Here is a 26,198-nt window from a genome sequence, read left to right on the forward strand (position 1 = left end):
CGGTGCCGCCGGAACGGCCTCGTACTGGATGTACTTGGTCGTTTCCGGCGGTGCCGCCAGGCACGTCGTGGGCGGGTCGAGACATGGTCGACGTTCTGGGTCGCACCACTAGGCCCCCTCATCCCCGCCCGGCATCGTCCCCGACCTGGCAGCCGTATCGCTGCGACAGTCGATGAGATGTCCGGGGAACGGACCCGGATCAGCAGGGATCAGTCGGACTCCGGGCCCGTCGGGTTCTCCACCGATGGGCCCGGACGGCGCATGGTCAGGTGGTCGAGCGCGGCGAGGCCCGCGGCCACGAGAAGCAGCAGCATGATCCGGTCGGACCGTTGGTCGCCGCTCAGGTCCGCCCAGGTCGACAGGGCGGCGATGGTGGCGGCGATGAGAAACAGCCAGGGAAGCGTGCGCACCGGCGCAGCCTAGGGCGTCCGAGTCAGCTATCGCCGTACTTCGCGCGGAGGGCCTGTTCGACGGCTTCGTCGTCGGCCTGCTCGGCCTCTTCCAAGGCTCGCTGGCGCTGGCCTGCCCGGCGGACCGCCCAGACCGTGACGATCAGGGCGAGCGCGAACAGCGGGTAGCCCATGGCCAGCCGGGCGAACGCGAGCCAGCCGGTCTGGTCCGCGTCGTAGAGCCACTTCTGCACCACGAACCGGGCCGCGAAGATCAGCACGAAGGCGCCGGTGGCCAGGTCGTAGCCCAGCCGGGCCTGCTTGTCCCCGCGCCAGCCCTGGCCGTGCCCGTTGAGCGCGGACCAGACCACGCCGACCAGCGGCCAGCGCACCAGGATGGACACCAGGAACGCGCCGCCGTAGACCAGGCTGGTCCAGATGCCGAAGAGGAAGAACCCCTTGGCCGACCCGGTCTGGTAGGCGATGAACGCGGCGACGGCGACGCCGAAGAACCCGGAGATGGCGGGCTGCAGCGGCTCCTTGCGGACCACCCGCAGCACGGTGATCGCCACCGCGCTGCCCACCGCGCACCAGATGCCCGCCTGCAGCCCCCAGAACGCGTTGGCCAGCACGAACACCAGGACCGGCACCGAGGAGTAGATCAGGCCGCTGACGCCGCCCATCTGCTCCAGCAGCGTCTGCTCGGCCTTCTCCTCGGTGACTTCCGAGGCTTCCGAGGCATCCAGGGTGTCCGGCGCGTCCCGGTCGTCCGGTGTGACGGACTTCCTCGGCGTCGCGGCGGTCTCGGGCTCTTCTGGCTCGTGCACGTCAGCGGCCGGGTGGGTCATGGCACCGGTTTCGTCAGGGAGCCGCCTGCTGCAGCTCGTAGTACGGGTTGTACAGCACCTTGCGCCCGTCCCGTACCGCGATCCTTCCCTGGGCCTTGACGGTCCGGCCAGGTTCGATGCCCGGGATACGGCGGCGCCCGAGCCACACTAGTGTCACGCCCTCGGTCCCGTCGAACAACTCGGCCTCCAGCGTCGCCGCCGCGTCCCGCGGACACAGTTCGACACTCCGTAAACGGCCGTAGACGGTCACTTCCTCACCGGAGCGGCAGTCGCAGGCGCGTCGGGCCCCCTGCGCCTCGGCGTGCGTGGACAGGTCGTCCGCGTCCAGCTGCGCCACGTCGGTGGTGAGCCGCTTGACGAGACGGTGCCAATAACCGTCCCCCTTGGTGCCCATGTGCGGTCGTCTCCCGTGCTGGGGGCCGGCCCCGACTCACCGGCCCATCCGAGTCAGCGTAACCGCGCCGGGTGGCAACTGGACAAGGATCGAGCCGTGAGTGTGACCGAGCAAGCTGTCGCCGTTCTGCTGCCCGGAACGGGTTCGGACGAGGTATTCGTCCGGGATGTCTTCTCCCGCCCGCTTCGGGCCGTCGGACTGAGGCTGTGCGCGCCCCGTCCACAACCCGGGAAAGACCTGGTCAAGGCATATCTGGCGGCGCTGGACGCGGCAGCGGCCGATGGGCAGGTGATCGTGGGTGGGATCTCGCTCGGGGCACATCTGGCGGCCGGGTGGGCGCTGCGCAATCCGGACCGTTGTGCGGGATTGCTGCTCGCCTTGCCTGCGTGGTCCGGGTGCCCGACGGCGGACACGCCTGCCGCGTTGGCAGCGCGGTACAGCGCGGCCGATGTACGTGCGCGGGGGACTGCGGCGGCGTTGGCATCGGCCACGGCCGGGGTGCCCGGGTGGCTGGCGGCCGAGTTGAGCCGGGCGTGGACGGGGTATGGGTCGGGGCTTGCCGACGCGCTGGAGATCGGCGCTGAACATCCCGCGCCTGCCCTGGCCGAGCTGGCGATGATCATGGCTCCGGCCGGGGTGGCGGGATGTGTAGACGATCCTGTCCATCCGGTCGAGGTGGCCCGGTCTTGGACTGCTGCCCTGCCGAACGGTCGGCTGAACGAAACCCGGCTGGCGCTTGTCGGGGCCGATCCTGCCGCTCTGGGGCGCGCGGCTGTGCAGGCGTGGTTGCGCGCCCGCGATGACCACTGATCAACAGCTGTTCGGGTTTGTCTACTTGTGTAGATAAACCTGTTTCGCGGCCTCGGCCGAGTGCCGGGTTGGACCGGAGCGTGCCGGAGGTCGAGGTTGTCCACAAGCACCGCAGTTCAGGGCAGAAACCCCGCTATCGACATCCCCAAACGTCCCGACCCCCGAACAAGGGGTCGGGACGGTCACAAGGTCACTATTCCGGCTGGCCGGCGTTCTGCGCCGCGATGTGCTCAGCGATCGCCTGCGGCAGGTCGATCTGCAGCGGTGTACGCACCGGCATCGGCTGCGTCCCACGGACCACGACCGTGTTGCGCATGATCGTGCGCAGGGCGTCCACCGCCGGGTCGACCAGTTCCGGGCGGGTCGCGATGACGCCGCGCAGCATCCAGCGGGGGCCGTCGACGCCGACGAAGCGGAGGCTGGCGTCGCCGAGGGCGGCGCCGAGTTCCTGGCCCCAGTCGCCGACGTGGCTGCGGACCGAGGCGCCGTCGGAGCGCAGTTGGTCGGCGAGTTCGCCGCATACCTCGCGCCAGAGGCCGCCGGAGCGGGGGGCGGCGTAGGCGTTGAGGGTGACCCGGCCGATCGGGGTGACCACGTGCACCGCGCGCACCGGGCCCGCCGGGTCCATCTCCACCTGCAGCTGGGCGCCGTCGGGGACCGGGACGCGGATCGACCCCAGGTCCAGCCGGGGGAAGTCGTCGTCGGGCTCGTCGGCCTCGTCGTAGGGACCGTCCGGTGCCTCGATCGGCTCCGGGTGGTCCGCGTCATCCTCGGGAGTGCCCGCCGCCGCGCTCGCCGGGGCCTCGTCGGCCTCGTGCTTGCGTCTCCCCCGCCCGAACAGTGCCACTAGTCCTCCGTCTTGTGTCCCGAGGCCGCCGAACCGGTGAGCACGCCGTGCCCGCCGGTCGACCCGTACCCGCCCGTGCCGCGCCGGGTCTCCCCGAGCTCGGTCACCTCGCGGAATACCGCGTGCTCGACCCGCTGGACCACCAGCTGCGCGATCCGGTCGCCCCGGCGCAGCTCGACGGGTTCCCGCGGGTCGTGGTTGATCAAACAGACTTTGATCTCGCCGCGGTAGCCCGCGTCGATGGTGCCCGGCGTGTTCACCACGCTCAGCCCGAGCCGGGCGGCCAGCCCGGACCGGGGGTGCACGAACCCGGCGTAGCCCTCCGGCAGCGCGATCGCGATCCCGGTGCCGACCAGGACCCGCTCCCCGGGGGCGATGGTGACGTCCGTGGTCGTCACCAGGTCCGCCCCGGCGTCGCCGGGCCGGGCGTAGGCGGGGATGGGGACACCGGGGTCCAATCGGGTGAGCAGGACCTCCACGCTGGGCACGAGCCGCGAGACTACCCTGGACCCGTGACCGACACCTCAGGCCCGGCCCCGCGCTACCGGGAGCGGCTCTACGTCACCTGGTACTGGTGGCCGCTGCCGCTGGTGGCCGCCGGACTGCTGGCCGCCGAGATCCACATGGGCTACCCGGGCGTGCGCGCCTGGCTGCCGTACGTCCTGCTGATCCCGCTGACGCTGCTGCTGCTGTGGCGCGCGGGCAGCACCAGGGTGCGGGTGGCGGACGGCGAGCTGTGGGTGGGCGACGCGCACCTGCCGCTGGCGTTCGCGGGCGAGGTGTCGGTGTTCGAGCTGCGCGACAAGCGGCGGGTGCTGGGCCCCAACCTGGACCCGGCCGCGTTCCTGGTGCACCGCGGCTGGGTGCGGCCGCTGGTGCGGGTCACCGTGACCGACCCGGACGACCCGACCCCGTACTGGGTGTTCAGCACCCGCGACCCGCACGGCCTGGTCGCGGCGCTGACCGCCGAGGCGGCCGCCACCGCGAGGGCCTGACCCCGGGCGGTCCGCGACCGTCCCCGGGCACAGCAACAGCCGGGCGCCCACCCCGGGCCACCCGGCTGTTCCCCAGCCCCCAGCGCGGCTCGGCCGGGAGTCCCGGCCGAACTGGTCGTCAGGCGCAGTCGCGGCAGACGAGCACGCCCCCGTTGTCCTCGGCCAGCCTGCTGCGGTGGTGCACCAGGAAGCACTTGGAACAGGTGAACTCGTCGGCTTGCTTGGGCACCACGCGCACGGTGAGGTCCTCGCCGGACATAGCCGACAGGTCCGCTCCCGGAAGCTCGAAGCTCTCGGCGGTGTCCGTCTCATCTACGTCGACGACCCCGGACTGGTTCTCGTTGCGCCGGGCCTTGAGCTCCTCAAGGGAGTCCTCGGCCAGATCGTCGGCCTCGCTGCGCCGTGGTGCGTCGTAGTCGGTCGCCATCTATTTCACCCCTGCGGTCCTTCAGGATGTGGGTCGTGCCGCTGGACAACGTTCCAGCGCCCCGGTTTGTGCCCGCCGTTCGAGTGACGGAGGTCTCGCAGCCCGCTTCGGGTTGTCCTGCCCCACGGAATCGATTCCGCAGACCCTCTTCGGTGACTGGAGCGGGCAGAGGGTAGCCCATGCCGCCCACTACCGCGCACAGCGTCACCCACCCGGGTGTGTCCGCCCCGGTCGCCCCGGCGCCCCCGGCGTGTCGCGGTCCCACCGGGGGAACTCCCTTGCCCCCGGTGGGTGTGCGTGGTGCGATGCCGGGGAAGTCCTGTCGCGTTCCGGGTGCCGGAACGCGGTGCAGGACACACAGGTTCACCCAGTGGGTCATGTTCTGCACCCGAGCCCGAAACGAATAGGCTGAGCAGCGACGACACACGGGTCGGAAAACCGGCACGGGTCGTGTTCACGGGGGTGGGGCCGCATGAGGTCCGTAGGGAGGGTCCGCGAGTGGCAACCGGCAACCTGAGGACCCGGCAGCAGTACCGCAGGCGCAGGCCGCTGCCCGCGATCATCCTGATGGCCGTCCTCGGCCTGGTCGCCGCGTTCGTCTGGATCCGCGTGATCGACGGCGACTCGACGACGGCGACCACCCAGTCGTGCAACCCGCCGGTGGCGGTGCCCGCGGTGGAGGGGAAGCCCGCGCCCGCCGCACCCGGACAGGCCTTGCCCGCCGACGCGTTGGATCGGACCGTGCCCGCGCCCGCCGCCGAGGGGCTGGTCCGTGTGGTGAACGCCAGTGGGCAGAATCGGCTTGCCGGATTGGTGACCGAGGAACTGCGGGCGTTGGGGTATAGCCAGTTGGGGCAGCCGGATACCGATTCGGTTTATCCCAATGGGACGTTGACGTGTCGGGCGCAGATTCGGTTCGGGCAGGCCGGGATGTCGACCGCCCGGACGTTGAGTCTGGTCGAGCCGTGCGCGGAGCTGGTTCGGGATCAGCGGCCGGACGCCACGGTGGATCTGGCACTGGGGAAGAAGTTCGACCACGTGGAGCCTTCTTCGGAGGCTCGGCGGATTCTGGAGGACCTGGCGGACTGGGCTCAGGCCAATCCGGGGGCCAGTGGGGGGTTGCAGACCGATGGCGGGGCCGCGCCGCCGGTGGATGAGGCGCTGGTGAAGGCCGCCCGGGATACGCGCTGCTGATTTCGGCTCTTCAATTTCCCAAGGCGCGGGTCCCATTTATCTTATTGTTCGACGGCTGCCGGTCGACGTCAGTCGAAAGCGCCCATGCCGCTGTCGATCAGGGCCGCGAGCAGTGGTTCCGCGATTGATGGGGCTGCGGCGAAGATTGCGTCATGCCCCAGGTCGGGGTTGCTGCCGGGGAGAGAAATGACCGCGCCTGCCTCCTCCGCGATCAACGATCCGGCCGCCCAGTCCCAACGCGACAGGCCGCGTTCGCAGTAGGCGTCCACCCAGCCTGCCGCCACCGCGCAGAGGTCCAATGCCGCCGAGCCGTTCCGGCGGATGTCCCGGACCTGGCCGAGCAGCTTCGCCACGGCCGCCGCCTGGGCGCGGCGGCGCTCCGGGGCGTAGGCGAAGCCGGTGGCCAGCAGGGTCAGGTCCAGGCCGACCGGGGACGACACCCGGAGGCGCTGGTCGCCGAGCCAGGCTCCGTGGTCTCGGGCGGCGTGCCAGACGCGGCCGGAGGCGGGTTCGACGACGGCTCCCGCCACCGAGATTCCATCGATCTGGGCGGCCACGGACACCGAGTACCACGGGTAGCCGTACAGGTAGTTCACGGTTCCGTCGATCGGGTCGACCACCCAGGTGACCCCGTCACCCGCCGTGCCGCCCTGCTCCTCCCCCAGCACCGCGTCCCCGGGACGCAGTTCCGCCAGGCGGGTCCGGATCAGCCGCTCCGCGGCCTGGTCGGCCGCGGTCACGACGTCGGTCGCGGTGGTCTTGGTGGTGATGTGGTGGATGGCGTTGCCCCGGGTGTCCCTGGCCAGGTCGGCGGCCTCGGTGGCGACCGCGGTGGCGATGGCGGCCAGGTCCTGTGTCGTGGTGCCCACGGGGGACATCCGATCACACCTGTGGTTGGCCCACCTGCGGGCCGTGGCGGCTAGTGTCTGGCGGGACGGCTGCTGAATCGAGTAGGAGAGGACCGTTGGGGATGGGTGCTGCCCGCGGCTTCGGCGTGGACATCGGCGGTTCGGGGATCAAGGGGTGCGTGGTCGACCTCGACGCGGGGGTGCTGGTCGGGGACCGGGTCCGGATTCCCACCCCGGTTCCCTCCACGCCCGAGGCGGTGGCGGAGGTGGTGGCCGAGATCGTCGAGCGGTTCGAGTGGGCCGGGCCGGTCGGGGTGACGCTGCCCGCCGTGGTCAAGCGCGGGGTCGCGCACTCGGCGGCGAACATCCACAAGTCCTGGATCGGGACCGACGCGGCGGCGTTGTTCGCGAAGCGGCTGGGGCGGCCGGACGGGGAGGTCGTCGTGCTGAACGACGCCGACGCGGCCGGGATCGCCGAGATCCGGTACGGGCGGCCGGACGACCAGGAGGGGGTCGTCGTGCTGCTGACCTTCGGGACCGGGATCGGCAGCGCGCTGTTCCTCGACGGGCGGCTGGTGCCGAACACCGAGTTCGGGCACCTGGAGATCGACGGACACGACGCCGAGACGAGGGCGGCCGCGTCGGTGAAGGAGGAGAAGGACCTGTCCTGGGACGAGTGGGCCCGGCGGGTCACCCGGTACATCTCCGGGCTGGAGAACCTGATCTGGCCGGACCTGGTCATCGCCGGTGGCGGGGTGTCCAAGAAGGCGGACAAGTGGCTGCCGCTGCTGGACGTCCGGACCAGGGTGGTGGCCGCCCAGCTGCGCAACGACGCCGGGATCGTCGGCGCGGCGGTGGCCGCCCGGCAGGTCACGGGCGGATAGGCGACCCCGTACGGGGCACCGCCACACATTTCGACCTTGGCGTTTCCCGGGGACACGCCGTACGTCGCTACAATGGAACACAGCCCGGCGGCGGAACCAGCCTCAGGGCACTCCCCCGAACTCCGGCAGCGGCCGGGCCGACCGCTCAGTGGTCCGGCCGAGGCCGTGATGGACCTGTTGTGAAAGGGCGTACGTGGCAGCCGCACGAACCGCAACCCGACGCTCGACGGCGTCGGCGAGCGCCGCGAAGACCAAGAGCGCCGAGGACGAAGAGCTGACCGGCGACGACGGCACCAAGGCGACGGCGAAGAAGGCCGCGGGCGCGAAGCCTGCGCGTGCCCCCAAGAAGACCGCCGCCGCGGGCAAGGCCGCTCCGAAGAAGGGCGACGGTCCCGAGGGCGAGGAGCCGGAGGACCTGGAGAACCCCGACCTCTCCGATCTGGAGGAGGTCGAGGTCGACCCGGTCGAGGAGGCCCTGGAGGAACCCGAGGAGAAGGACCCGAAGGAGACCTCCACCAAGGAGAGCGACTTCGTCTGGGACGAGGAGGAGTCGGAGGCGCTGCGGCAGGCCCGCAAGGACGCCGAGCTGACCGCCTCCGCCGACTCGGTCCGCGCCTACCTCAAGCAGATCGGCAAGGTCGCCCTGCTCAACGCGGAGGAGGAGGTGGAGCTGGCCAAGCGGATCGAGGCCGGGCTCTACGCCGCCGAGCGGGTGCGCAAGTCCGAGGACGACAACGAGAAGCTGCAGCCGCAGCTGCGCCGTGACCTGCGCTGGATCGTGCGCGACGGCGAGCGCGCCAAGAACCACCTGCTGGAGGCGAACCTCCGCCTGGTCGTGTCGCTGGCCAAGCGCTACACCGGCCGCGGCATGGCGTTCCTGGACCTGATCCAGGAGGGCAATCTCGGTCTGATCCGCGCGGTGGAGAAGTTCGACTACACCAAGGGCTACAAGTTCTCCACCTACGCCACCTGGTGGATCCGCCAGGCGATCACCCGCGCGATGGCCGACCAGGCCCGCACCATCCGTATCCCGGTGCACATGGTCGAGGTCATCAACAAGCTCGGCCGCATCCAGCGCGAGCTGCTCCAGGACCTCGGGCGCGAGCCCACCCCGGAGGAGCTGGCCAAGGAGATGGACATCACCCCGGAGAAGGTGCTGGAGATCCAGCAGTACGCCCGGGAGCCCATCTCGCTGGACCAGACGATCGGCGACGAGGGCGACAGCCAGCTCGGTGACTTCATCGAGGACTCCGAGGCCGTGGTGGCGGTGGACGCGGTGTCGTTCACGCTGCTGCAGGACCAGCTCCAGTCCGTGCTCGCGACGCTGTCCGAGCGTGAGGCAGGCGTGGTCCGGCTGCGCTTCGGCCTCACCGACGGCCAGCCGCGCACGCTGGACGAGATCGGCCAGGTGTACGGGGTGACCCGGGAGCGCATCCGACAGATCGAGTCCAAGACGATGTCCAAGCTGCGCCACCCGTCGCGCTCCCAGGTGCTGCGCGACTACCTGGAATAAGGACAAGGACCAGCGGAACGGCGAACGGCCGTCCACTCCCAGCCGCGAGGCTGGCGGTGGACGGCCGTTCGGCTTTCGTCAGTCCTGCTGTCGGGCGGCGGACTCCAGCAGCTCGGCGCCGCGGGTGAAGCCCGCGCCGAGCTCGCGGGCGGCCGCGGCGGTGAAGGTCTGGTCGCCCAGCGGGTCGCCGGTGTCCAGGCGGATCTCCAGGAACGCGGGCTCGACCGCGCCGAGCGCGTCGCACCAGCGGGATACGTGGACGACCGCGGTCTTCTCCTCCACGCTGGCCACCACGGCCAGCGGGACGTCGCAGTGGTGCCCGGAGGTGAGGGCGTCGGCCAGGTCACGGGCCCGGTTGGCGGCGTTGGCGCACCCGGGCAGGCAAGGAGGGGGTTCGGCGTGCACGGCCCCAGTGTGCCGGTCCCGTCCGGAGCCCCCGGGTCGGGGGAGTCGATCAACTCCAGCGAGTGATCAGTCCGTCGAATGGCTACCCTCGGTAGTCATCTCCGCACCGCTGTCCGACCCCGACACCCGGCAGAGCACGGATTCGACGGTTTGTCTACGACTCGGTAGCCGTTCGCCGATGGTGAACGACGTAAGCAAAGAACGGGTGTCCTACTCCTCCCGCAGCCGGACGAAGTCCAGCTCGGGGCCCGAATCGGCCCGATCCTCTGGGCCATCCGGGTTAATCGGCGGTGACGTACTCGCGCAACAGGCGCGGGAACACTGCCGGAGGCCCGGACGTCTGTAAGAGTAGGTAGTGCGAACACGGCGGAGCGTTTCCCTCCGTGACCGCAGCCGACAAGGGCACCGGGCGAACACCGGTGCCGGGACGGAGGGAGAACTCCCATGACGACGACGACGCTCACCCGCCCCGAGCTGACCGCTGCCGACCGGTGCGACCGGTGCGGGGCGGCTGCTCAGGTCCGCGCCGTACTTCCCTCCGGAGGCGAGCTGCTGTTCTGCGGGCACCACGCCCGAGCCCACGAGGATCGGCTGCGCGAGCTCGCGGCGGAATTGCAGCGAGGCTGATTTCGCCCGGAACGACACCGACGACCACAGCGGGCGGGCCCATTACGGGCCCGCCCGCTGTGCTGTCCCCGGACCGCTTTCCCGGCAGTCCGCCCGAGGGCCCCACGCAAAGTCGTTCCACCCGATCAAGCCGAGAACGAAACTCGCGAACCACCAAAGACACCGAAGCCCCGAACGCAACCCGCACAGCAAACCGACGGCCTTCACGCCGCTCGTCCATCCGTGTCTGAATCGAGCCAGTGTGCTTCCGGTCACCTAGAACCCGGGCATATGTTGTGAGTCCCAACATACTCGACCGGACGCCCGCCCCAGGGCCCAGGTGGCGCGTCCCCCGCTTCGAGAGGGACTCCCATGCGCGCCATCCACCGCACGTTAGCCCTGCTCGCAGCCCTGACCCTCACCGCATGCGGCGCCAACAAAGCCACCGAGGCACCCCAGGCACCCGCGGCCGAGACACCCACCGCCCCCGGCATCAAGATCGGCGTCATCCTCCCCGAGACCGCCACCTCGGCCCGCTGGGAAAGCTTCGACAAACCCATGCTCGAAGCCGCCATGCGCGCCCAGGGCCTGGACGCCGACATCCAGAACGCGCAAGGCGATGTCCAGAAGTTCAGCACCCTCGCCGACGGAATGCTCAGCCAGGGCGTCAAGGTCCTCGTGATAGCCGCCATCAACAGCGAGATCGGCAGTTCCGTCGCCGCCAAGGCGAAAGCGCGCGGGATTCCCACCATCGACTACGACCGCCTCAACCTCGGCGGCGGTTCCGACTACTACGTCTCGTTCGACAACGTCAAAGTCGGTGAGCTGCAGGGCCGCGGCCTGGCCGACGCGCTCAAGGACAAACCCGGCGCGCAGGTCATCGAGATCGAGGGCGCGCCGACGGACAACAACGCCACCCTCTTCCACGAGGGCCAGGAGAAAGTCCTCAAGCCGCTCTACGACGCGGGCACCCTCCGCCTGGTCCGCTCGCAGCCCATCGACGGCTGGGACAACCAGCGCGGCGGCATCACCTTCGAGCAGATCCTCACCGGCAACGGCGGCAAGGTCGACGGCGTGGTGGCCGCCAACGACGGTCTCGCGGGCGCCGTGATCACCGTGCTGCGCAAGAACGGTCTCACCGGCAAGGTCCCGGTGACCGGCCAGGACGCGACCGCCGACGGGCTGATGTCGGTGCTGCGCGGCGACCAGTACATGACCGTGTTCAAGCCGATCCGCGAGGAGGCCGAGTCCGCGGCCAAGCTGGCCGCCGCGCTGGCCAAGGGGGACACGGCCACCGCCGACAAGATCGCGACCGACAGCAGCGACGACCCCAAGGGCAACCGGACCGTCAAGTCCGTGCTGCTGCAACCCCGGCTGACCACCAAGGACAACGTCAAGGACGTGGTCACCCAGGGCTATGTCAAGGCAACCGACATCTGCGGCGGTGACCTGGCAGGTACCTGCTCCCGGCTCGGCATCGGCTGATGAGCGGCGAACCGATCCTCGAACTCACCGGCGTGCGCAAGGGCTTCGGGCCGGTGCGGGTGCTGCACGACGTGGACTTCACGGTCCGCGCAGGCGAGGTGACCGCCCTGGTGGGCGACAACGGCGCGGGCAAGTCGACGCTGGTCAAGTGCGTGGCCGGGATCCACCCGATGGACGCGGGCACGGTCCGGTTCGCGGGTGAGCCGGTGCGGGTCGCCGGTCCGCGGGACGCCGCGCGGCTGGGTATCGAGATCGTCTACCAGGACCTGGCGCTGGCCGACAATCTCGACATCGTGGCCAACATGTTCCTCGGCCGGGAGCGCGGGCCCGGGGGGCTGCTGGACGAGGCCGCGATGGAACGGGCCGCGCGGGAGACGCTGGCGTCGCTCGGGGTGCGCACGGTGCGGTCCGTGCGCACCCCGGTGTCGGCGCTGTCCGGCGGGCAGCGGCAGACCGTGGCGATCGCCAAGGCGGTGCTGTGGGACAGCCGGGTCGTGCTGCTGGACGAGCCGACCGCGGCGCTCGGCGTGGCGCAGACCTGGCAGGTGCTGGACCTGGTGCGCAGGCTCGCCGACCAGGGCCTCGGCGTGGTGCTGATCAGCCACAACATGGCCGACGTGTTCGCCGTGGCGGACCGGATCGCGGTCCTCTACCTGGGTCGGATGGCGGCCGAGGTGGCGACCCGCGAGGTGACCCAGACCCAGGTGGTGGAGCTGATCACGGCCGGGCGGTCCGGCGAGCTGGGCCTGGCCCGACCAGAGACCGCAGTTGTGTGAGGGGGACGGGATGAGCACGAGGACCGAGAGCCCGGCCGCCGCCGACTTCGGCATCGACACGACCAGCCGGTCCACCGGCGAGGCGGTGCGCGACTACCTGGCCCGGCTGCGCGCGGGCGATCTCGGCTCGCTGCCCGCGGTGCTCGGGCTGGTCGCGCTGGTGGTGGTGTTCCGGGTGCTGTCCGACGGGTTCCTGACGCTGGACAACACGGCGAACCTGCTGGCCCAGGGCGCGGGCAAGATGATCATCGCGATGGGGCTGGTGTTCGTCCTGCTGCTGGGCGAGATCGACCTGTCCGCGGGCACCGCGTCCGGGGTGTGCGCGGCGGTGATGGCGATGCACTACGTGCGCGCGGGCAACCTGCTGGGCGGCATGGGCACGACGGTGTTCCTGGTGTTCGCCTGCGGCCTGGCGGTGGCCGCGCTGCTGGCGGTGTTCCTGCGGATCTGGGCGGGCGCGGCGTTGTCGCTGCTCACGCTGGTGCTGGCGGTGGTCGGCGCGCCCGCGAATCCGTGGCTGGAGATGCTGCTGGCGCTGGGCGTCGGCGCGGCCATCGGGGTGATCACCGGGTTCCTGGTGTCCACGATCGGCATGCCGTCGTTCGTGGTGACGCTGGCGCTGTTCATCACCTGGCAGGGGGTCATCCTGCGGTTCATCGGCGAGGGCGGGGTGTTCGGCATCGGCACCGACCCGGTGCTGTTCGCGGTGGCCAACGGCAACATGTCCGTACTCGGCAGCTGGCTGCTGTGCGCGGTGGTGATCTGCGGCTACGCACTGGTCGTGCTGGGTGAACACTTGTCGAGGCTGCGGCGGGAGCTGGTGACGACACCGACTCCGCTGGTGGTGACGAAGACCGTGTGTGTGGCGGTCGCATCGATCGCGGCCACGTATGCGTTGACGCGTAACCGGTCCACCAACGAGTACGCCGACATCCGCGGCGTGCCGTATGTGGTGCCGATCGTGCTGGTGCTGCTCGCCGTGGGCACCTATGCGCTGAACCGGACCCGCTACGGCAGGCATGTCTACGCGGTGGGCGGCAACGCGGAAGCCGCGCGGCGCGCCGGGATCAACGTCAGCCGGATCCGGGCGAGCGTGTTCGTGGTCGGGTCGAGCACGGCGGCACTGGGCGCGATCGTGTACTCGTCCAAGGTCGGCTCGGTCGACCCGCAGGCGGGCGGGCTGAACACGCTGCTGTTCGCGGTCGGCGCGGCGGTCATCGGCGGCACGTCGCTGTTCGGCGGCCGCGGCAAAGTACTGCACGCGGTGGTCGGCGGACTGGCCCTCGCGGTCGTGGAAAACGGCCTGGGCCTGCTCAAACAGCCCGCCGCGATGGTCAACATCGTGACCGGCCTCGTCCTGCTGCTGGCCGCCACGGTCGACGCCCTCTCCCGACGCCGAGCAGCCCGGGGCTAGGCCCAACCGCGCAAACCCATGGCAGCATGTCCCAGCACGGCAACTCTCCACGACCTGCCCAACACCGCGCACCGGGGTCGCGACCACCAACACGTTCCTGCCGCGGTGCGGGCATGCCCGCCAAGTCGGGCACGAAACCGGCGACCGCCCACCTGCCAAGTCGGGCACGATGCCGGGCGGGGATGAGGGGGCGGGCGGCGGGAGGGAATGACACAGCGGCGGGTGGCGGGAGGAAATGACACAGACCAGCACGCCTACGGCGGGTGCCCGGCCCGACGAGGTGCGCAGGCACAACCGGACCGCGGTGCTGCGCAGGCTGCACGTGGACGGCCCGTGCACGCGGGCCGCGCTGGCCACCGAACTGGGCCTCAACCGCAGCACGATCAAGGCGGTGGTCGACGGGCTGGCCGAGTCCGGGGTGGTGTCCGAGCACGTGCCCCGGGCCCGGACCGGCGCGGGCAGGCCGTCGCTGTTGGTGCTGCCGCGTCCACTGGCGGCGGTGGTGCTGGCGGTGGACATCCGGGTCGAGCAGGTGGCGGTCGCGCTGGTCGGGCTTGGCGGCGAGGTGCTCGGCCGCAACAGCTGGATCCTGCGTGCAGGCGACCCCGCCGACGTGCTCACCGACGTGGTGGAGTCGGCCCGCCTGCTGACCGAGGACCTGGCCGCCCAGGTGGTCGGCGCGGGCGTCTCCATCCCCGGCGTCGTCCGCCGCCGCGACGGGTTCGTGCACGAGGCCCCCAACCTCCGCTGGCGCGACGTCCCCCTGGGCGACCGCCTCACCGCGGTCCTGGGCGTGCCCACCCTGGTGGCCAACGATGCCGAGATCGCCGCCCGCGCCGAACACCTGCGCGGCGCCGCCCGCGGCACCCTGGACGCGGTCTACGTCTCGGCCGACGTCGGCGTGGGCGCGGGGGTGATCTCCGACGGCAAGATCCTGCGCGGGACCGCCGGATACGTCGGCGAACTCGGCCACATGGCCATCAACCCCGCCGGTCTCGCCTGCTACTGCGGCAACCGGGGCTGCTGGGAGACCGAGGTCGGCGAACTTGCCCTCGGCCGCGCGCTGGACCTGCCCGAACACACTCCACGCGGGGTGATCATGGCCGCCCTGCGCGCCCTGCCGGAGCCCCGGATCGACGCGGTGCTCGGCGAGTTCACGGAATGGCTGGCCACCGGCCTGGTGACGATCGTCAACGCCTTCGCCCCGGAACTGGTCGTCCTGGGCGACTTGTTCACCGCCCTGCCCACCACCGTGGTCACGGCCGTGGGCAGGGCGGTCACCGAACGCAGCCTGGTCAGCCGGGCCATCGGCGGCACGAGGGTGTTGACGTCGACCATGGGCACCGACGCGAAACTGATCGGCGCCGCCGAACTCGCCTTCGAACCGGTCCTGGATACGGTCTGACCGTCAGCCCCGCAGTCCTCGGGAAGCGACCAGGAACGCCTTGAACGAGGCGGCGGGCACCATCAGGCACGGCCCACCCTGGTTCTTGCTGTCCCGCACCGCACCCGCGTCGGGTAGACACGCGAGTTCTACACACTGAGGATCGTTGCCGCCGTTGGTCCGGCTGCTCTTGCGCCAACGCACATCCATGGCCACGGCTCCTAGCGTTCGATGAGGTCCAGCGCTCCTTGACCGGACGCAGTAAGGAAGGCCCTGAACGAGGTGGTGGGAACGAACAAGCACGGACCAGCTTGGTTCTTGCTGTCGCGCACCGCACCCATCTCGGACAGACACGCCAGTTCAACGCACTGGGCGTTGTTGCCTGCGTTGGTCCGGCTGCTCTTGCGCCAACGCGCACCAACCAGAGCGGTGCCATCAGTCAGCATGGCTGATACTCCTAACGATCATCGAGGTCAGTGATCCGAGCTTCCAGTATCGCCGCTGTCTCCTCCTCAGGGGAGGCGAGATTCCACGCCTGGTCGAACGCGGCCATGTACGGGCCGGTCGCCTTGATGTAGTCGGCGCGGGTGAGACCTGCCACGAAAACGATAGACCAGGTCGGCTCCACATGGAGCAAGGTGAAACCTGCACTCAAGGCAGGAACATTGCCCACCTCACGTGGGATGACACGGCAGCGGACGTTGGGCAGCTCCGCGATCGAACGGATGTGTTCAAGTTGCTGCCGCAGTACCCCCGGTGCCGCGCTGGACCGCTCCAGCGCCTCGATTCCGAGAACCACCCAGACATCGGGACCGTCGGGCCTGATCACCAACCGACCGCGCTCCGCGCGTTCCTCGGCGATGTCAAGCACATCGGCCGCAGCGACCACCGGAGATCTCGACAGAGCAGCGTGGGCATACGGCGTGATCTGCAGCAACCCGGGAATCTCGTTGTAGACCATGCGAATCTCGGAAGCCCGCCGCTCCAACGCTACATACTGTCGCGATTGGACATCGGTCTTGGCCGGTCGCGCCCGACGTCGTCCGTCGACAGCAAGCCGCGTCAACTCGGCGGCTTGGGCGGCGGTCGGCCGGTAGCGCTTGATCATCCACTCGATGTCGGCGGGTTGTGGCGCGATAGTGCCACTCTCGATCTTGGAGAGCTTGCTCGCGTAACCACCCATCTCGCGGTCGGCGACGCCGGGCTCGATGCCCGCCGCCTCCCGAAGTTGGCGGGTCAACTCACCGCACTGGAGACGGGCGATCACGGGATCGACGTCGTCGGTCATGCCGGCAGTGTGCCGCATCCACGTCCAGCGGCGACGCGGGGCCCTGCTGTGCAAATTGCAATGCATCGATTCACCCGTTCGGCCCGTGCGGAGATTGCATTGCTCTCTTAGGCTGGACCAGCCGGGTCGACGTCAGTGATCCGAATCAAGTCGCCCCGGCACCGGCGGGGTGCGGCAGGCGAGCACATATCGCGCCCCGCCGGTCCGTCCACTCACCAGCGAAAGGCGTGCCTGTGCACTCGACGAGGATCCTGGTCTCCACGGCCATCGACAAGGACCCGATCAACTACCGGGTCAGCGACGCTGACGATGTCGACTTCACCATCGGCGACGAGTCGACCACGGCCGTCGAGGTGTGCTTCAGTCGCGCCGGGTTGGCGAATCTCGTGCGACTGGGCGGTCAGGCGCTGGCGGAGATGGACACCCTGGCCGACTGATCTCCGCGCCTTCGGCCCGGGACAGTCCACAAAGGAGTATCACCACGAGCGGAGGGTGGCGATCCGTTCTTCCAGCTGTTCCACCGTCGCCAGCGCCGTGGGTGGGCCACCACAGGATCGGCGGAGTTCGCCGTGGATCATGCCGTGCGGTTTCCCGGTGCGGTGGTGGGCCATGCCGACCAGGGCGTTGAGTTCCTTGCGCAGGGAGGCCAACCTCTCCTGGACGGACTGCGACACCCGTTCCTGCGGTTCCTCCGGCTTCTTCTCCGCCGCCCGTCTACTGCGGTCGTCGAGCTGCTGTTCCTGCCGCTGTCGCAGCAAGGCGCGGACCTGGTCCGGTTCCAGCAGACCCGGCAGTCCCAGGTATTCCTCTTCCTCGGCCGTGCCGGAGAACGCCGCCGTGCCGAACGAGGAGCCGTCGAAGATCACCTGGTCGAGCTCGGCGGAGGCGCCCAGCGAGGTGAACGCCTTCTCCTCCTCGCCGAGCTCGTCCTTGGTCCGGTTGGCGTCCGCGAGAAGGTCGTCGTCCCAACCTTCCTTCTCCCGGTGCGGTTTCCCGAGTACGTGGTCGCGCTCGGCCTCCAGCTGGCTCGCCAGGTCGAGCAACACCGGCACCGACGGCAGGAACACGCTCGCCGTCTCCCCCGGGCGGCGCGCGCGCACATAGCGACCGATCGCCTGGGCAAAGAACAGTGGTGTGGAAGCACTTGTGGCGTAGACGCCCACCGCGAGGCGCGGGACGTCGACGCCCTCGCTCACCATGCGGACCGCGACCAGCCAGCGACTGTCCGAGTCGGCGAACTCCTGGATCCGGCCCGATGCCTTGGGATCGTCCGACAACACCAGCGTCGCCTGCTCGCCCGTGGTGCTCTCCAGGATCTTCGCGTACGCCTTGGCCGACTCGTGGTCGGACGCGATCACCAGGCCGCCCGCGTCCGGCACGTGTTGGCGGACCTGCGAGAGCCGCGTGTCCGCCGCCCCCAGCACCGACGGGATCCACTCGCCGGTCGGGTCCAGGGCCGTGCGCCACGCGCGGGCGGTCTGCTCGGCGGTCAGCGGCTCGCCCAGACGCGCGGTGAACTCCTCGCCCGCGCTCGTGCGCCAGCTCGCCTCGCCGGAGTAGGCGAGGAAGATCACGGGGCGCACCACGCCGTCACGCAGCGCGTCGGCATAGCCGTAGGTGTGGTCCGCGCGGCTACGCAGGAAACCCGCGCCGTCCGGTTCGTACTCGATGAACGGGATGGGGGAATCGTCACTGCGGAATGGGGTCCCGGTCAGCGACAGCCTGCGGACGGCCGGGGTGAACGACTCGCGGACCGCGTCGCCCCAGCTCTTGGCGTCGCCGCCGTGGTGGATCTCGTCCAGGATGACCAGGGTCTTGCGCTGCTCGGTGCGCACCCGGTGCAGGCTCGGGTGCGCCGCGACCTGCGCGTACGTCACCGCGACGCCGCGGTAGTCGCGGGAGGTGGCGCCCATGGAGTTGGTGAAGTTGGGGTCGATGGGGATGCCCGCCGCGGACGCCGCCGACGCCCATTGGTGCTTGAGGTGCTCGGTGGGCGCGACGATGGTGATCGTCTCCACGGTGCGGTCGGCCAGCAGCTCGGCGGCCACCCGCAGCCCGAAGACGGTCTTGCCCGCGCCCGGCGTGGCGACCGCCAGGAAGTCCTTCGGCCTGCTGGTGAGGTACTTGGTCAGCGCCCGGCGCTGCCAGTCCCGCAGCGGGCGCGCCGCGGGAGCGCTGCCTCGGGTGTCCGGTTCCACCTCGGCCCGGGTCACGGGATGCCCCAGCTCCTCTCCACCGCTCGTGTCCAACCCCAAGCGCAGGCGACCCGCGCCTGACACATCGAAGCCCCCGGCGGTCCCGCCCGCGAACGGTGCGCGGCGGAGGATGGACCCGGCGGAGGGCGTCGTCGAGGATACCGTCCGGCGACCCAAGATCGCCGACAACCGCGACACGCGGATGTGATCATCACCGAGTCCTGGGCCGAAGCACCCGGGATGGACCATGCTGGGGGAGGTATGACCGCGCAGCCCGGACCCCAGCACGGCCGCGACGGCGCCACCGACCGCGCAGCGCGGCGCCGGGCCCCGTCCCGGCTGATCCTGCGCACGCTGGCCAAGGCCTGGGACGGCAACGTCTTCTCCGAGGCGGCGGAGGCGGCGTTCTGGCAGGTCCTGTCGCTGCCGCCGCTGCTGCTCGGGCTGCTGGGCAGCCTCGGCTACGTGGCCGAGTGGTTCGGCCAGGACGTGGTCAAGGCGGTCGAGGCGGACATCATCGACCTGTCCCGCAAGGCGTTCAGCGGCAACGTGGTGACGCAGATCATCCAGCCGACGGTCGCCGACATCCTCACCGTCGGGCGCGGCGAGATCGTGTCCGTCGGCTTCCTCATCTCGCTGTGGGCCGGGTCCTCGGCGATGTCGTCGTTCGTGGACGCGATCACCGTCGCGCACGGGCAGTACGGGGTCCGACACGAGGTGTGGCAGCGGATCTTCGCGCTGCTGCTGTACATGGCCAGCCTGGTGCTGCTGATCATCGGCCTGCCGGTGCTGGCGCTCGGCCCGGACCTGCTGCCCCGGCTGTTCCCGGTGTCCTGGCAGCCCACCGTCACCACCTGGGTCGACATCGCCTACTACCCGGTGATCGCGCTGCTGCTGGTGCTGGCGCTGGCCACGCTCTACAAGCTGGCCCTGCCGCGCAAGCTGCCCTGGCACCGCGGCCTGCCCGGCGCGGTGCTGGCCATGGTCGTGTTCGTGCTGTCCAGCATCGGCCTGCGGTTGTACATCGGGTGGATCACCACCACCGGCTACACCTACGGCGCGCTGGCGACCCCGATCGCGTTCCTGCTGTTCGCGTTCTTCATCGGCCTCGCGGTGGTGATCGGCGCCTACTTCAACGCCGCCATCCAGGACATGTGGCCCGCGAAGATGACCAAGCGGCAGCGCAGGCGGTGGCAGCGGCTGGAGATGGAGCGGGCCGCCGGGATGATCAACTCCCGGAACCTGGCCAGGGCGAAGAAGTCCGCGGAACCCGCCGAACACTCCGGACTGTCGCCGGAGGACGACCGGGAGTCATCCCCCGAGGGGAACCCCACCGGCTGAGTCATACTTTTGTATGAGTCGGATCGACCCTCTGGACTGAGTCGCGCCTCAGCATCGTCATGCCACAGTTCCCTGGAATCGCCGGTACCGGACCGCAGTACGCGGTCGGGGGGCCACCGGTGCGCCATGTATTCGAGGGGATATCCGCAATGTCCGTGTTGACCAGGCTCAGCCTGAGCAACCGAGGTCTGGTGGGCCTGCTCGGCCTGCTCATCATCGGCTTCGGGGCCATCGCGCTGCCGTCGCTCAAGCAGCAGCTGCTGCCGTCCATCCAACTGCCCGGCGCGGTCGTCGTGGCCGCCTACCCGGGCGCCTCGCCCGACGTGGTCGACAACCAGCTCGCCGACCCGATCCAGTCGAGCCTGCGCGGCATCGCGGGCGTGGAGCAGATCACCACCCGCTCGGCCGAGGGCTCGGCCACGGTGCAGGTGCGCTTCGTGTACGGGACGAACGTCGACAACGCCGTCAGCCAGGTGCAGCAGGCGGTCAACCGGCTGCGGCCGCAGCTGCCGCAGAACGTCGAGCCGACGGTGCTGCAGGGCAGCACGGACGACATCCCGGTGGTGGTGCTCGCGGCCACCACGGGCGGTGACGAGTCGGCGGCGGCGCAGCGGCTGCGCGCCCAGGTCGTGCCGGAGCTGGAGGCGATCCAGGGGGTCCGGTCGGCCGAGGTGAGCGGGGCCCGCGCGCAGCAGGTGACGGTCACCGTCGACTACGCCAGGCTGGCCGCCGCCGGGATCGACCCGACCGCGCTGGCCGGTGCGTTGCAGTCGGCCGGGGCGACGCTGCCCGCGGGCGGGGTCACGCAGGACGACAAGACGATGGCCGTGCAGGTCGGCGGGCCGCTCAAGAGCGTGGACGACCTACGTGCCCTGGTGCTGCCCGGACAGGGCAAGCCGGTGACGCTGGGCGACGTCGCGACGGTGGACGCCGGGCTGGCGCCCGCGACCGTGATCACCCGGACCGGTGGGGCGCCGACGCTCAGCGTGGGCGTCACGATGACCCGCGACGGCAACGCCGTGGCCATCTCCAAGGCCGTACAGGACAAGCTCACCGACCTGGAGCGGTCCGCGCAGACCGACCTGACCGTGGTCTACTCGCAGGGCCCCGAGGTGGAGAAGTCGATCAGCGGCCTGACCACCGAGGGCATGCTCGGCCTCGGCTTCGCGGTGCTGGTCATCCTGCTGTTCCTGCTGTCCATCCGGTCCACCATCGTGACCGCGGTGTCCATCCCGCTGTCGGTGCTGGTGGCGCTGCTGGTGATGTGGACCGGCGACCTGTCGCTGAACATGCTCACCCTGGGGGCGCTGACCATCGCCATCGGCCGGGTCGTGGACGACTCGATCGTGGTGCTGGAGAACATCAAACGACACCTGGAGTACGGGGAGGACAAGCAGCACGCCATCCTCACCGGCACCAGGGAGGTCGCGGGCGCGGTGACCGCGTCCACGCTGACCACGGTGGCGGTGTTCGCGCCGATCGCGTTCGTCGGCGGCATCGCGGGCGAGCTGTTCGTGCCGTTCTCGCTGACCGTGACGGTGGCGCTGATCGCGTCACTGATCGTGTCGCTGACCATCGTGCCGGTGCTGGCGTACTGGTTCCTCAAGCAGCCCAAGGCCGCGGCCGACCCGGTGGCGGCGCAGCGGCTGCTGGAGCGGGCGCTGGAGAAGGAGCGGCGAAGCCCGCTGCAGCGCGCCTACGTGCCGGTGCTGCGGTTCGCCACCAAGCGCCGCTGGCTGACGCTGGCGCTCGCGCTGCTGATCCTGGTCGGCACGTTCGCCCTGGGCGGCGGCCTGAAGACGAACTTCCTGGACGGCGACGAGGGCACCGCGGTGCGGATGACCCAGCAGGCGGCCCCGGGCACCAGCCTGGCCGCCCGGGACGCGGCCGCGAAGAAGATCGAGGCCGTGCTGGCCGCCACCCCGGAGGTGGCGGTCTACCAGGTCACCGTGGGCACCGACGACTCGCTGGCAGGCTTCGGCTTCGGCGGCGACGGCAGCACCACGGTCACCGCCACGCTGAAGGAGGGCACCGACCGGGCCGCGGTGCTCAAGCGGATCACCGACCGGGTCGGCACCGCGGACGGCAAGCTGGAGACCGACCAGGACCAGCAGGCCGGGTCATCCGACCAGGTCGAGGTCGTGGTGACCGCCCCGGACTCGGCTGCGCTGACCGCGGCGGCCAAGACCGTCCAGGACACCATGGCGGCCACCCCGGGCCTGACCGACGCGACCAGCGACCTGGCGAAGAGCTCGCCGCGCGTCGAGGTGCAGGTGGACCAGCAGAAGGCGGCCGCGCACGGGCTGTCGGCCCAACTGGTCGGCCAACTCGCGGCGCAGGCGCTGCGCGGCACCCAGGTCGCCGAGCTGCCGATCGGCGGCGTGCGACAGCAGATCGTGCTGCGCACCGGCGCGGCCCCGGCGGACGTGAACGCGCTCAAGGCGCTGCCGCTGCCGGGCCGGGTCACCCTGGGCGAGATCGCGGCGGTGTCGACCGTGGAAGGCCCGGTGCAGGTCTACCGCACCGACGGCGACCGCAGCACCACCATCACCGCCAAGTCCACCTCGGCCGACCTCGGCGCGGTCACCGCCGACATGAAGTCCCGGCTGGACGCGCTCAAGCTCACCGACGGCGCCGAGTACAAGATCGGCGGCGCCTCGGCCGACCAGGCCGACTCGTTCGCCGACCTCGGCCTGGCCATGCTGGCCGCGATCGCCATCGTGTTCCTGATCATGGTGGGCACCTTCCGCAGCCTGGTCCAGCCGCTGATCCTGCTGGTCTCCATCCCGTTCGCGGCCACCGGCGCGATCGGCCTGCTGCGCGCCACCGACACCCCGCTCGGCGTGCCGTCGCTGATCGGCATGCTGATGCTGGTCGGCATCGTGGTCACCAACGCGATCGTGCTGATCGACCTGATCAACCAGTACCGGGCGGACGGCATGAGCGTCCGCGACGCGGTCATCGAGGGCGGCCGCAGGCGCCTGCGGCCCATCCTGATGACCGCGGCCGCGACCATCTTCGCCCTGCTGCCGATGGCCCTGGGCATCACCGGCCACGGCGGCTTCATCGGCAAGCCACTGGCCCTGGTGGTGATCGGCGGCCTGATCAGCTCGACCCTGCTGACCCTGGTCCTGGTCCCGACCCTCTACACGATGGTCGAGAACTCCAAGGAGAAGCGCCGCGCCAAGCGGGCGGCCCGACACGCCCGGGGTGCGGAGGAGACCCGCCAGCTGGAACACGTGTAGTCGGCGGAAACGCAGGAAGGGCCACCTCGTCCGACGAGGTGGCCCTTTCACGTCTCATCGCTCAGGGAGTCGCGGTGGCTACTGGATGTCAGAGCCCTGTGGCAAGGTATGCACCGCCGAGGGGAGCGACATGGACAGCGACACGGACTACGACGCGGCGATTGTCGAGATCGTCGAACTGTCCGCGGCGGAGGCGGCCGAGGCGTTCGACGCCCTCGCCCGCCGAGCGATGGGCCTGTCCGGCGCCGAGTTCCTCGCCCGCTGGGACTCGGGCGAGTGGGCAGACCGGGACCTGGACGAGGTGCCCGGCCTGGTGGATGTCTGGATGAGCCTGCCGATGCTGCGCTGAGCAGCCTGCCTGGCTCGCGCTACCGGCACGGAGCCGCATCGACGGCAGCCGCCCACGAACGGCTGGTCGGATGCGAGGCGCAACCGCCTGCTCTCCCGCACCCGATCGGACCGGGCCCGACCGGCGGATGTGCCGCCAGGCGGTCACGTCGCCGAAGCGAAACGCGGGCCACCGCCGCGCCGCCCGAAGCGGCGCGTGGGGCGGCGGTCCGGTGTCAAGCCTTCATGGACTCGTAGATCTTCTTGCAGTCCGGGCAGACCGGGGAGCCCGGCTTGGGGGACTTGGTCACCGGGAAGACCTCACCGCAGAGCGCGACCACCATGCTGCCCGTGACGGCGCTCTCGACGATCTTGTTCTTCCGCACGTAGTGGAACATCTTCGGCGTGTCGTCGCCGGTGGTCTCGGTGCCCTCGGGCCGGGTGTCGACCTCCGGCAGGGTCTGTGTCGGTGCGCTCACCTCACCATTGTGCAACAACGGGGTCCGCGGGCGTGCCCGGTGCCGGCAGGATGCGGCCATGTTCCAGAAGGTCCTGGCCAGTTTCGGCGCGGGCGCGGCCAAGGTCGACGCCCGCCTGCTCGACCGGGCGGCGCGGCCCGGTGGTCCGCTGCGAGGTGAGGTGCTGCTCATCGGTGGGCAGGTCGACCAGGAGGTGGAGTCGCTCGGGGTGACGCTCCTGGCCCGGGTGCAGGATGGGGAGAACACCAAGGACCTGCCGTTCCAGGAGGTCAACCTGTCCGGCCGGGAGCTGGTGCGGGCGGGCGCGCAGATCCGGGTGCCGTTCGAGGTGCAGCTGCCCTGGGAGACCCCGATCACGTCGGTGTTCGGCAAGTACCTGACCGGGATGGCCGTGGGCCTGCAGACCACGCTGAAGCTCGCGGGCGCGGTGGTGGACCCGCACGACGTGGACGCGGTGTCGGTGGAGCCGCTGCCCGCCCAGCACCGGCTGCTCGACGCCCTCACCCACCTGGGGTTCCAGTTCCGCGGCGCGAACCTGGTGCACGACCGGCTGGACGGGGTGGAGCAGCAGCTGCCGTTCTTCCAGGAGATCACCTTCACCGCCCCGCCCGCGTTCCCCGCGGTCCGCGAGGTGTCGGCGACGTTCCTGGCCCGATCGCACGACATGCGGGTCGTGCTGGACGTGCTGAAGCAGGTGCGGGTGACCAAGGGCCGGGGCAGGCTCCAGTCGTTCCCCGGCTCGTTCGCCGTCGACTACCCGGCGGTGGGCCGGACCAACTGGGAGCAGCAGGTCGAGGCCTGGTTGCGCCAGGCGGCCGCGCCGCGGGGGATCTTCGACTGAGCATGGGCGCCGTCGAGGCCGTGGCCGCCGCCGGAGGCGGGACCTGGGAGTTCTACCGGGACGAGCGGGGCCGCGCGGTGGTCCGGATGGAGATCCACCGGGCCGGGGCGTCGGAGCACGAGCGGGCGATGATCCTGGCCGAGCTCAAGCACCTGATGCGGGCCGCGCTGGACGGCGGCCTGGTGCCGCACCTGGACCTCAAGCACATCGCCCGCGACCCGCTGATCTACGAACTGCGCCTCGACCTTGGCGCGGACGGCGTCACCCCGCGGCGGCTGTACCGGCTGTACTTCGCCTGGCACCGGCACGGCGGCCCGCTCCGCCTCGCCCTGAAGTTCGGCGGCAAACCGCTGGGCCCGGACGGCCACGACATCCAGAACACCCACATCGACGAGGCGAGTGCCCGATACCGGTCCTGGCTGGCGCGGCACGCGGCAGGCTAGTATCAACTGCACTTGATGGGAGGTGGACATGCGCGACGAGCTGGACGACCTGCTGGGCATCGATACCGAGGACCCCACGCAGCGGCTGGCCCTGGAGCTGGTCAGGTCCGACCGGCAGCTGCTGGCCGGTCTGGTCGCCCACCGGCGCGCCCGGGGCCTGAGCCAGAGCGAGGTCGGCAGGCGCATGGGCGTCACCCAGCCCGCCGTGGCCGCGTTCGAACGAGCCGACGCCGACCCCAAGCTGTCCACGATCCGCCGCTACGCCCTCGCCGTGGGCGCGGACGTCCGCCACCTCGTGCGCGACCACGCCGCCACCCCGCCGCTGGTCGCCTCCGGCCCCACCGGCTCCCGCTCGCAGACCGCGCACACCACGGTCACCTCCCCCAGCGTCCTCCTGAAAGTCACCCGATGAACCTGACAGTCCTGCTGGCCGACTTCGCCCAGGGCGGCGACGGCGCCAAGGTCAACGCCCTGGGTCTGGGCTGGAGCCGGATCGGCACCCCGCTCGGCCTGCACTCGGTCCTGCTGGTCATCGACCTGGAACCGGCCGAGCTGGGCACTCCGCACCACATCGCCCTGGAACTGGTCGACGTCACCGGCCGCACGGTGATCGACCCGGCGGGCCAACGCATCGAGGCCAGCGCCGAGGTCCTGGTCCACCTCGACGAGGGCGCCACCGTCCCCGGCGTCCAGATGATCACCGTCAACCTGACCCAGGGCCTCCCCCTCGACCCCGGCGTCTACGCCTGGGAAGCCCACTCCCCCAGCGCCCCCGGCGCGGTGTGGCGACGCCCGTTCGAGGTCTTCGCGGCCGCCTAGT

General features: G+C 70.6%; 31 protein-coding genes. 18 read left to right on the plus strand and 13 right to left on the minus strand.

Annotation, left to right across the window (positions count from 1 at the left end; translation table 11 throughout):
• Positions 1 to 209 precede the first annotated feature (209 nt).
• The 3 genes from C503_RS0123435 to C503_RS0123445 are packed head-to-tail and all read right to left on the minus strand — an operon-like array spanning position 210 to position 1,631.
• The gene (locus tag C503_RS0123435; RefSeq protein WP_018684670.1) at positions 210 to 410 is read right to left on the minus strand and encodes a hypothetical protein; all 201 of its coding nucleotides are present in this window, start codon (positions 408 to 410) and stop codon (positions 210 to 212) included.
• 23 nt (positions 411 to 433) lie between these two features.
• A complete protein-coding gene (locus C503_RS0123440) occupies positions 434 to 1,237 on the minus strand; it encodes a DUF3159 domain-containing protein (RefSeq protein WP_018684671.1) in 804 nt (267 codons plus the stop codon).
• Positions 1,238 to 1,250: 13 nt separating this feature from the next.
• On the minus strand, positions 1,251 to 1,631 hold the full coding sequence (locus C503_RS0123445) for an OB-fold nucleic acid binding domain-containing protein (protein WP_018684672.1): 381 nt from the start codon (positions 1,629 to 1,631) through the stop codon (positions 1,251 to 1,253).
• Between the two features lie 96 nt (positions 1,632 to 1,727).
• Between C503_RS0123445 and C503_RS0123450 the strand changes: the two genes are divergently transcribed.
• Positions 1,728 to 2,441: an alpha/beta fold hydrolase gene (locus tag C503_RS0123450; protein WP_018684673.1), complete on the plus strand. Its 714-nt coding sequence runs from the start codon at positions 1,728 to 1,730 to the stop codon at positions 2,439 to 2,441.
• Between the two features lie 193 nt (positions 2,442 to 2,634).
• Here C503_RS0123450 and C503_RS0123455 read toward each other — a convergent pair whose 3' ends face one another.
• Both C503_RS0123455 and dut read right to left on the minus strand, forming a co-directional pair.
• The gene (locus tag C503_RS0123455; RefSeq protein WP_018684674.1) at positions 2,635 to 3,288 is read right to left on the minus strand and encodes a DUF3710 domain-containing protein; all 654 of its coding nucleotides are present in this window, start codon (positions 3,286 to 3,288) and stop codon (positions 2,635 to 2,637) included.
• Positions 3,288 to 3,776, minus strand: coding sequence for a dUTP diphosphatase (gene dut / locus C503_RS0123460; protein WP_018684675.1), 489 nt, complete (start codon positions 3,774 to 3,776; stop codon positions 3,288 to 3,290). The genes C503_RS0123455 and dut overlap by 1 nt, the downstream gene beginning before the upstream one ends.
• A 24-nt stretch (positions 3,777 to 3,800) precedes the next feature.
• On the opposite strand from dut, the gene C503_RS0123465 reads away from it, so the two are divergent.
• Positions 3,801 to 4,283, plus strand: coding sequence for a DUF3093 domain-containing protein (locus tag C503_RS0123465; protein ID WP_018684676.1), 483 nt, complete (start codon positions 3,801 to 3,803; stop codon positions 4,281 to 4,283).
• A 118-nt stretch (positions 4,284 to 4,401) separates the two neighbouring features.
• Here the strand turns inward: C503_RS0123465 and C503_RS0123470 are convergent, their stop codons facing one another.
• Positions 4,402 to 4,710 carry a DUF4193 domain-containing protein gene (locus C503_RS0123470; RefSeq protein WP_018684677.1) on the minus strand — a complete coding sequence of 103 codons (309 nt, stop codon included), beginning with the start codon at positions 4,708 to 4,710 and terminating at the stop codon, positions 4,402 to 4,404.
• Between the two features lie 498 nt (positions 4,711 to 5,208).
• Here C503_RS0123470 and cei point away from each other — a divergent pair, with 498 nt between their 5' ends.
• A complete protein-coding gene (cei, locus tag C503_RS0123475; RefSeq protein ID WP_018684678.1) occupies positions 5,209 to 5,904 on the plus strand; it encodes an envelope integrity protein Cei in 696 nt (231 codons plus the stop codon).
• Between the two features lie 68 nt (positions 5,905 to 5,972).
• On the opposite strand, the gene C503_RS0123480 is transcribed toward cei, so the two are convergent.
• Positions 5,973 to 6,782: an inositol monophosphatase family protein gene (locus C503_RS0123480; RefSeq protein ID WP_018684679.1), complete on the minus strand. Its 810-nt coding sequence runs from the start codon at positions 6,780 to 6,782 to the stop codon at positions 5,973 to 5,975.
• Between the two features lie 92 nt (positions 6,783 to 6,874).
• On the opposite strand from C503_RS0123480, the gene ppgK reads away from it, so the two are divergent.
• Positions 6,875 to 7,636 carry a polyphosphate--glucose phosphotransferase gene (gene ppgK, locus C503_RS0123485; RefSeq protein WP_018684680.1) on the plus strand — a complete coding sequence of 254 codons (762 nt, stop codon included), beginning with the start codon at positions 6,875 to 6,877 and terminating at the stop codon, positions 7,634 to 7,636.
• Positions 7,637 to 7,829: 193 nt separating this feature from the next.
• Positions 7,830 to 9,149 carry an RNA polymerase sigma factor gene (locus tag C503_RS0123490; protein ID WP_018684681.1) on the plus strand — a complete coding sequence of 440 codons (1,320 nt, stop codon included), beginning with the start codon at positions 7,830 to 7,832 and terminating at the stop codon, positions 9,147 to 9,149.
• 78 nt (positions 9,150 to 9,227) lie between these two features.
• Here C503_RS0123490 and C503_RS0123495 read toward each other — a convergent pair whose 3' ends face one another.
• The gene (locus C503_RS0123495) at positions 9,228 to 9,554 is read right to left on the minus strand and encodes a hypothetical protein (RefSeq protein WP_018684682.1); all 327 of its coding nucleotides are present in this window, start codon (positions 9,552 to 9,554) and stop codon (positions 9,228 to 9,230) included.
• Between the two features lie 444 nt (positions 9,555 to 9,998).
• Between C503_RS0123495 and C503_RS0123500 the strand changes: the two genes are divergently transcribed.
• The 5 genes from C503_RS0123500 to C503_RS0123520 all read left to right on the plus strand — a co-directional run bounded on the left by C503_RS0123500 (position 9,999) and on the right by C503_RS0123520 (position 15,240).
• Positions 9,999 to 10,181, plus strand: coding sequence for a DUF7455 domain-containing protein (locus tag C503_RS0123500; protein ID WP_018684683.1), 183 nt, complete (start codon positions 9,999 to 10,001; stop codon positions 10,179 to 10,181).
• Between the two features lie 351 nt (positions 10,182 to 10,532).
• Entirely contained in the window at positions 10,533 to 11,645 is a 1,113-nt protein-coding gene (locus C503_RS0123505) for a sugar ABC transporter substrate-binding protein (protein WP_018684684.1), read from the plus strand.
• Positions 11,645 to 12,421 carry an ATP-binding cassette domain-containing protein gene (locus C503_RS0123510; protein WP_018684685.1) on the plus strand — a complete coding sequence of 259 codons (777 nt, stop codon included), beginning with the start codon at positions 11,645 to 11,647 and terminating at the stop codon, positions 12,419 to 12,421. The genes C503_RS0123505 and C503_RS0123510 overlap by 1 nt, the downstream gene beginning before the upstream one ends.
• A gap of 10 nt (positions 12,422 to 12,431) precedes the next feature.
• On the plus strand, positions 12,432 to 13,835 hold the full coding sequence (locus C503_RS0123515) for a sugar ABC transporter permease (RefSeq protein ID WP_018684686.1): 1,404 nt from the start codon (positions 12,432 to 12,434) through the stop codon (positions 13,833 to 13,835).
• A 235-nt stretch (positions 13,836 to 14,070) separates the two neighbouring features.
• Positions 14,071 to 15,240, plus strand: coding sequence for an ROK family protein (locus C503_RS0123520; RefSeq protein WP_018684687.1), 1,170 nt, complete (start codon positions 14,071 to 14,073; stop codon positions 15,238 to 15,240).
• Between the two features lie 3 nt (positions 15,241 to 15,243).
• On the opposite strand, the gene C503_RS0123525 is transcribed toward C503_RS0123520, so the two are convergent.
• Genes C503_RS0123525 through C503_RS0123535 form a run of 3 tightly spaced genes read right to left on the minus strand, consistent with a single transcriptional unit; the run spans position 15,244 to position 16,507 of the window.
• Positions 15,244 to 15,429, minus strand: a complete 186-nt coding sequence (locus C503_RS0123525) for a DUF397 domain-containing protein (RefSeq protein WP_018684688.1) — start codon at positions 15,427 to 15,429, stop codon at positions 15,244 to 15,246.
• Positions 15,430 to 15,440: 11 nt separating this feature from the next.
• A complete protein-coding gene (locus tag C503_RS44840) occupies positions 15,441 to 15,665 on the minus strand; it encodes a DUF397 domain-containing protein (protein WP_026316621.1) in 225 nt (74 codons plus the stop codon).
• Positions 15,666 to 15,676: 11 nt separating this feature from the next.
• Positions 15,677 to 16,507 (minus strand): helix-turn-helix domain-containing protein, encoded by an 831-nt coding sequence (locus C503_RS0123535; RefSeq protein ID WP_156893418.1) that lies wholly within the window; start codon positions 16,505 to 16,507, stop codon positions 15,677 to 15,679.
• 233 nt (positions 16,508 to 16,740) lie between these two features.
• On the opposite strand from C503_RS0123535, the gene C503_RS0123540 reads away from it, so the two are divergent.
• The gene (locus C503_RS0123540; RefSeq protein WP_018684690.1) at positions 16,741 to 16,944 is read left to right on the plus strand and encodes a hypothetical protein; all 204 of its coding nucleotides are present in this window, start codon (positions 16,741 to 16,743) and stop codon (positions 16,942 to 16,944) included.
• A gap of 39 nt (positions 16,945 to 16,983) precedes the next feature.
• Here C503_RS0123540 and C503_RS0123545 read toward each other — a convergent pair whose 3' ends face one another.
• Complete coding sequence (locus C503_RS0123545; protein WP_018684691.1) at positions 16,984 to 18,720, minus strand: DEAD/DEAH box helicase; 1,737 nt, start codon at positions 18,718 to 18,720, stop codon at positions 16,984 to 16,986.
• Between the two features lie 243 nt (positions 18,721 to 18,963).
• Between C503_RS0123545 and C503_RS0123550 the strand changes: the two genes are divergently transcribed.
• The 3 genes from C503_RS0123550 (at position 18,964) to C503_RS0123560 (ending at position 23,637) form a co-directional block, all read left to right on the plus strand.
• Positions 18,964 to 20,043, plus strand: coding sequence for a YihY/virulence factor BrkB family protein (locus C503_RS0123550; RefSeq protein WP_018684692.1), 1,080 nt, complete (start codon positions 18,964 to 18,966; stop codon positions 20,041 to 20,043).
• A gap of 149 nt (positions 20,044 to 20,192) precedes the next feature.
• Positions 20,193 to 23,288 carry an efflux RND transporter permease subunit gene (locus tag C503_RS0123555; RefSeq protein ID WP_018684693.1) on the plus strand — a complete coding sequence of 1,032 codons (3,096 nt, stop codon included), beginning with the start codon at positions 20,193 to 20,195 and terminating at the stop codon, positions 23,286 to 23,288.
• Between the two features lie 130 nt (positions 23,289 to 23,418).
• The gene (locus tag C503_RS0123560; protein ID WP_018684694.1) at positions 23,419 to 23,637 is read left to right on the plus strand and encodes a hypothetical protein; all 219 of its coding nucleotides are present in this window, start codon (positions 23,419 to 23,421) and stop codon (positions 23,635 to 23,637) included.
• Positions 23,638 to 23,851: 214 nt separating this feature from the next.
• On the opposite strand, the gene C503_RS0123565 is transcribed toward C503_RS0123560, so the two are convergent.
• Positions 23,852 to 24,094, minus strand: a complete 243-nt coding sequence (locus C503_RS0123565) for a DUF3039 domain-containing protein (protein ID WP_033400973.1) — start codon at positions 24,092 to 24,094, stop codon at positions 23,852 to 23,854.
• A gap of 58 nt (positions 24,095 to 24,152) precedes the next feature.
• Between C503_RS0123565 and C503_RS0123570 the strand changes: the two genes are divergently transcribed.
• From C503_RS0123570 to C503_RS0123585, 4 genes are read left to right on the plus strand one after another with little or no spacing between them, the layout of a single operon-like run.
• Positions 24,153 to 24,935 (plus strand): sporulation protein, encoded by a 783-nt coding sequence (locus C503_RS0123570; protein ID WP_018684696.1) that lies wholly within the window; start codon positions 24,153 to 24,155, stop codon positions 24,933 to 24,935.
• A 2-nt stretch (positions 24,936 to 24,937) separates the two neighbouring features.
• Positions 24,938 to 25,378: a hypothetical protein gene (locus tag C503_RS0123575; RefSeq protein ID WP_018684697.1), complete on the plus strand. Its 441-nt coding sequence runs from the start codon at positions 24,938 to 24,940 to the stop codon at positions 25,376 to 25,378.
• 28 nt (positions 25,379 to 25,406) lie between these two features.
• A complete protein-coding gene (locus tag C503_RS44095) occupies positions 25,407 to 25,790 on the plus strand; it encodes a helix-turn-helix domain-containing protein (protein ID WP_063710829.1) in 384 nt (127 codons plus the stop codon).
• Positions 25,787 to 26,197 (plus strand): DUF6941 family protein, encoded by a 411-nt coding sequence (locus C503_RS0123585; RefSeq protein WP_018684699.1) that lies wholly within the window; start codon positions 25,787 to 25,789, stop codon positions 26,195 to 26,197. Before C503_RS44095 ends, C503_RS0123585 begins: the two co-directional genes overlap by 4 nt.
• Position 26,198: the final 1 nt, after the last annotated feature.

This window comes from Actinokineospora enzanensis DSM 44649, from assembly GCF_000374445.1.
Taxonomy (GTDB): domain Bacteria; phylum Actinomycetota; class Actinomycetes; order Mycobacteriales; family Pseudonocardiaceae; genus Actinokineospora; species Actinokineospora enzanensis.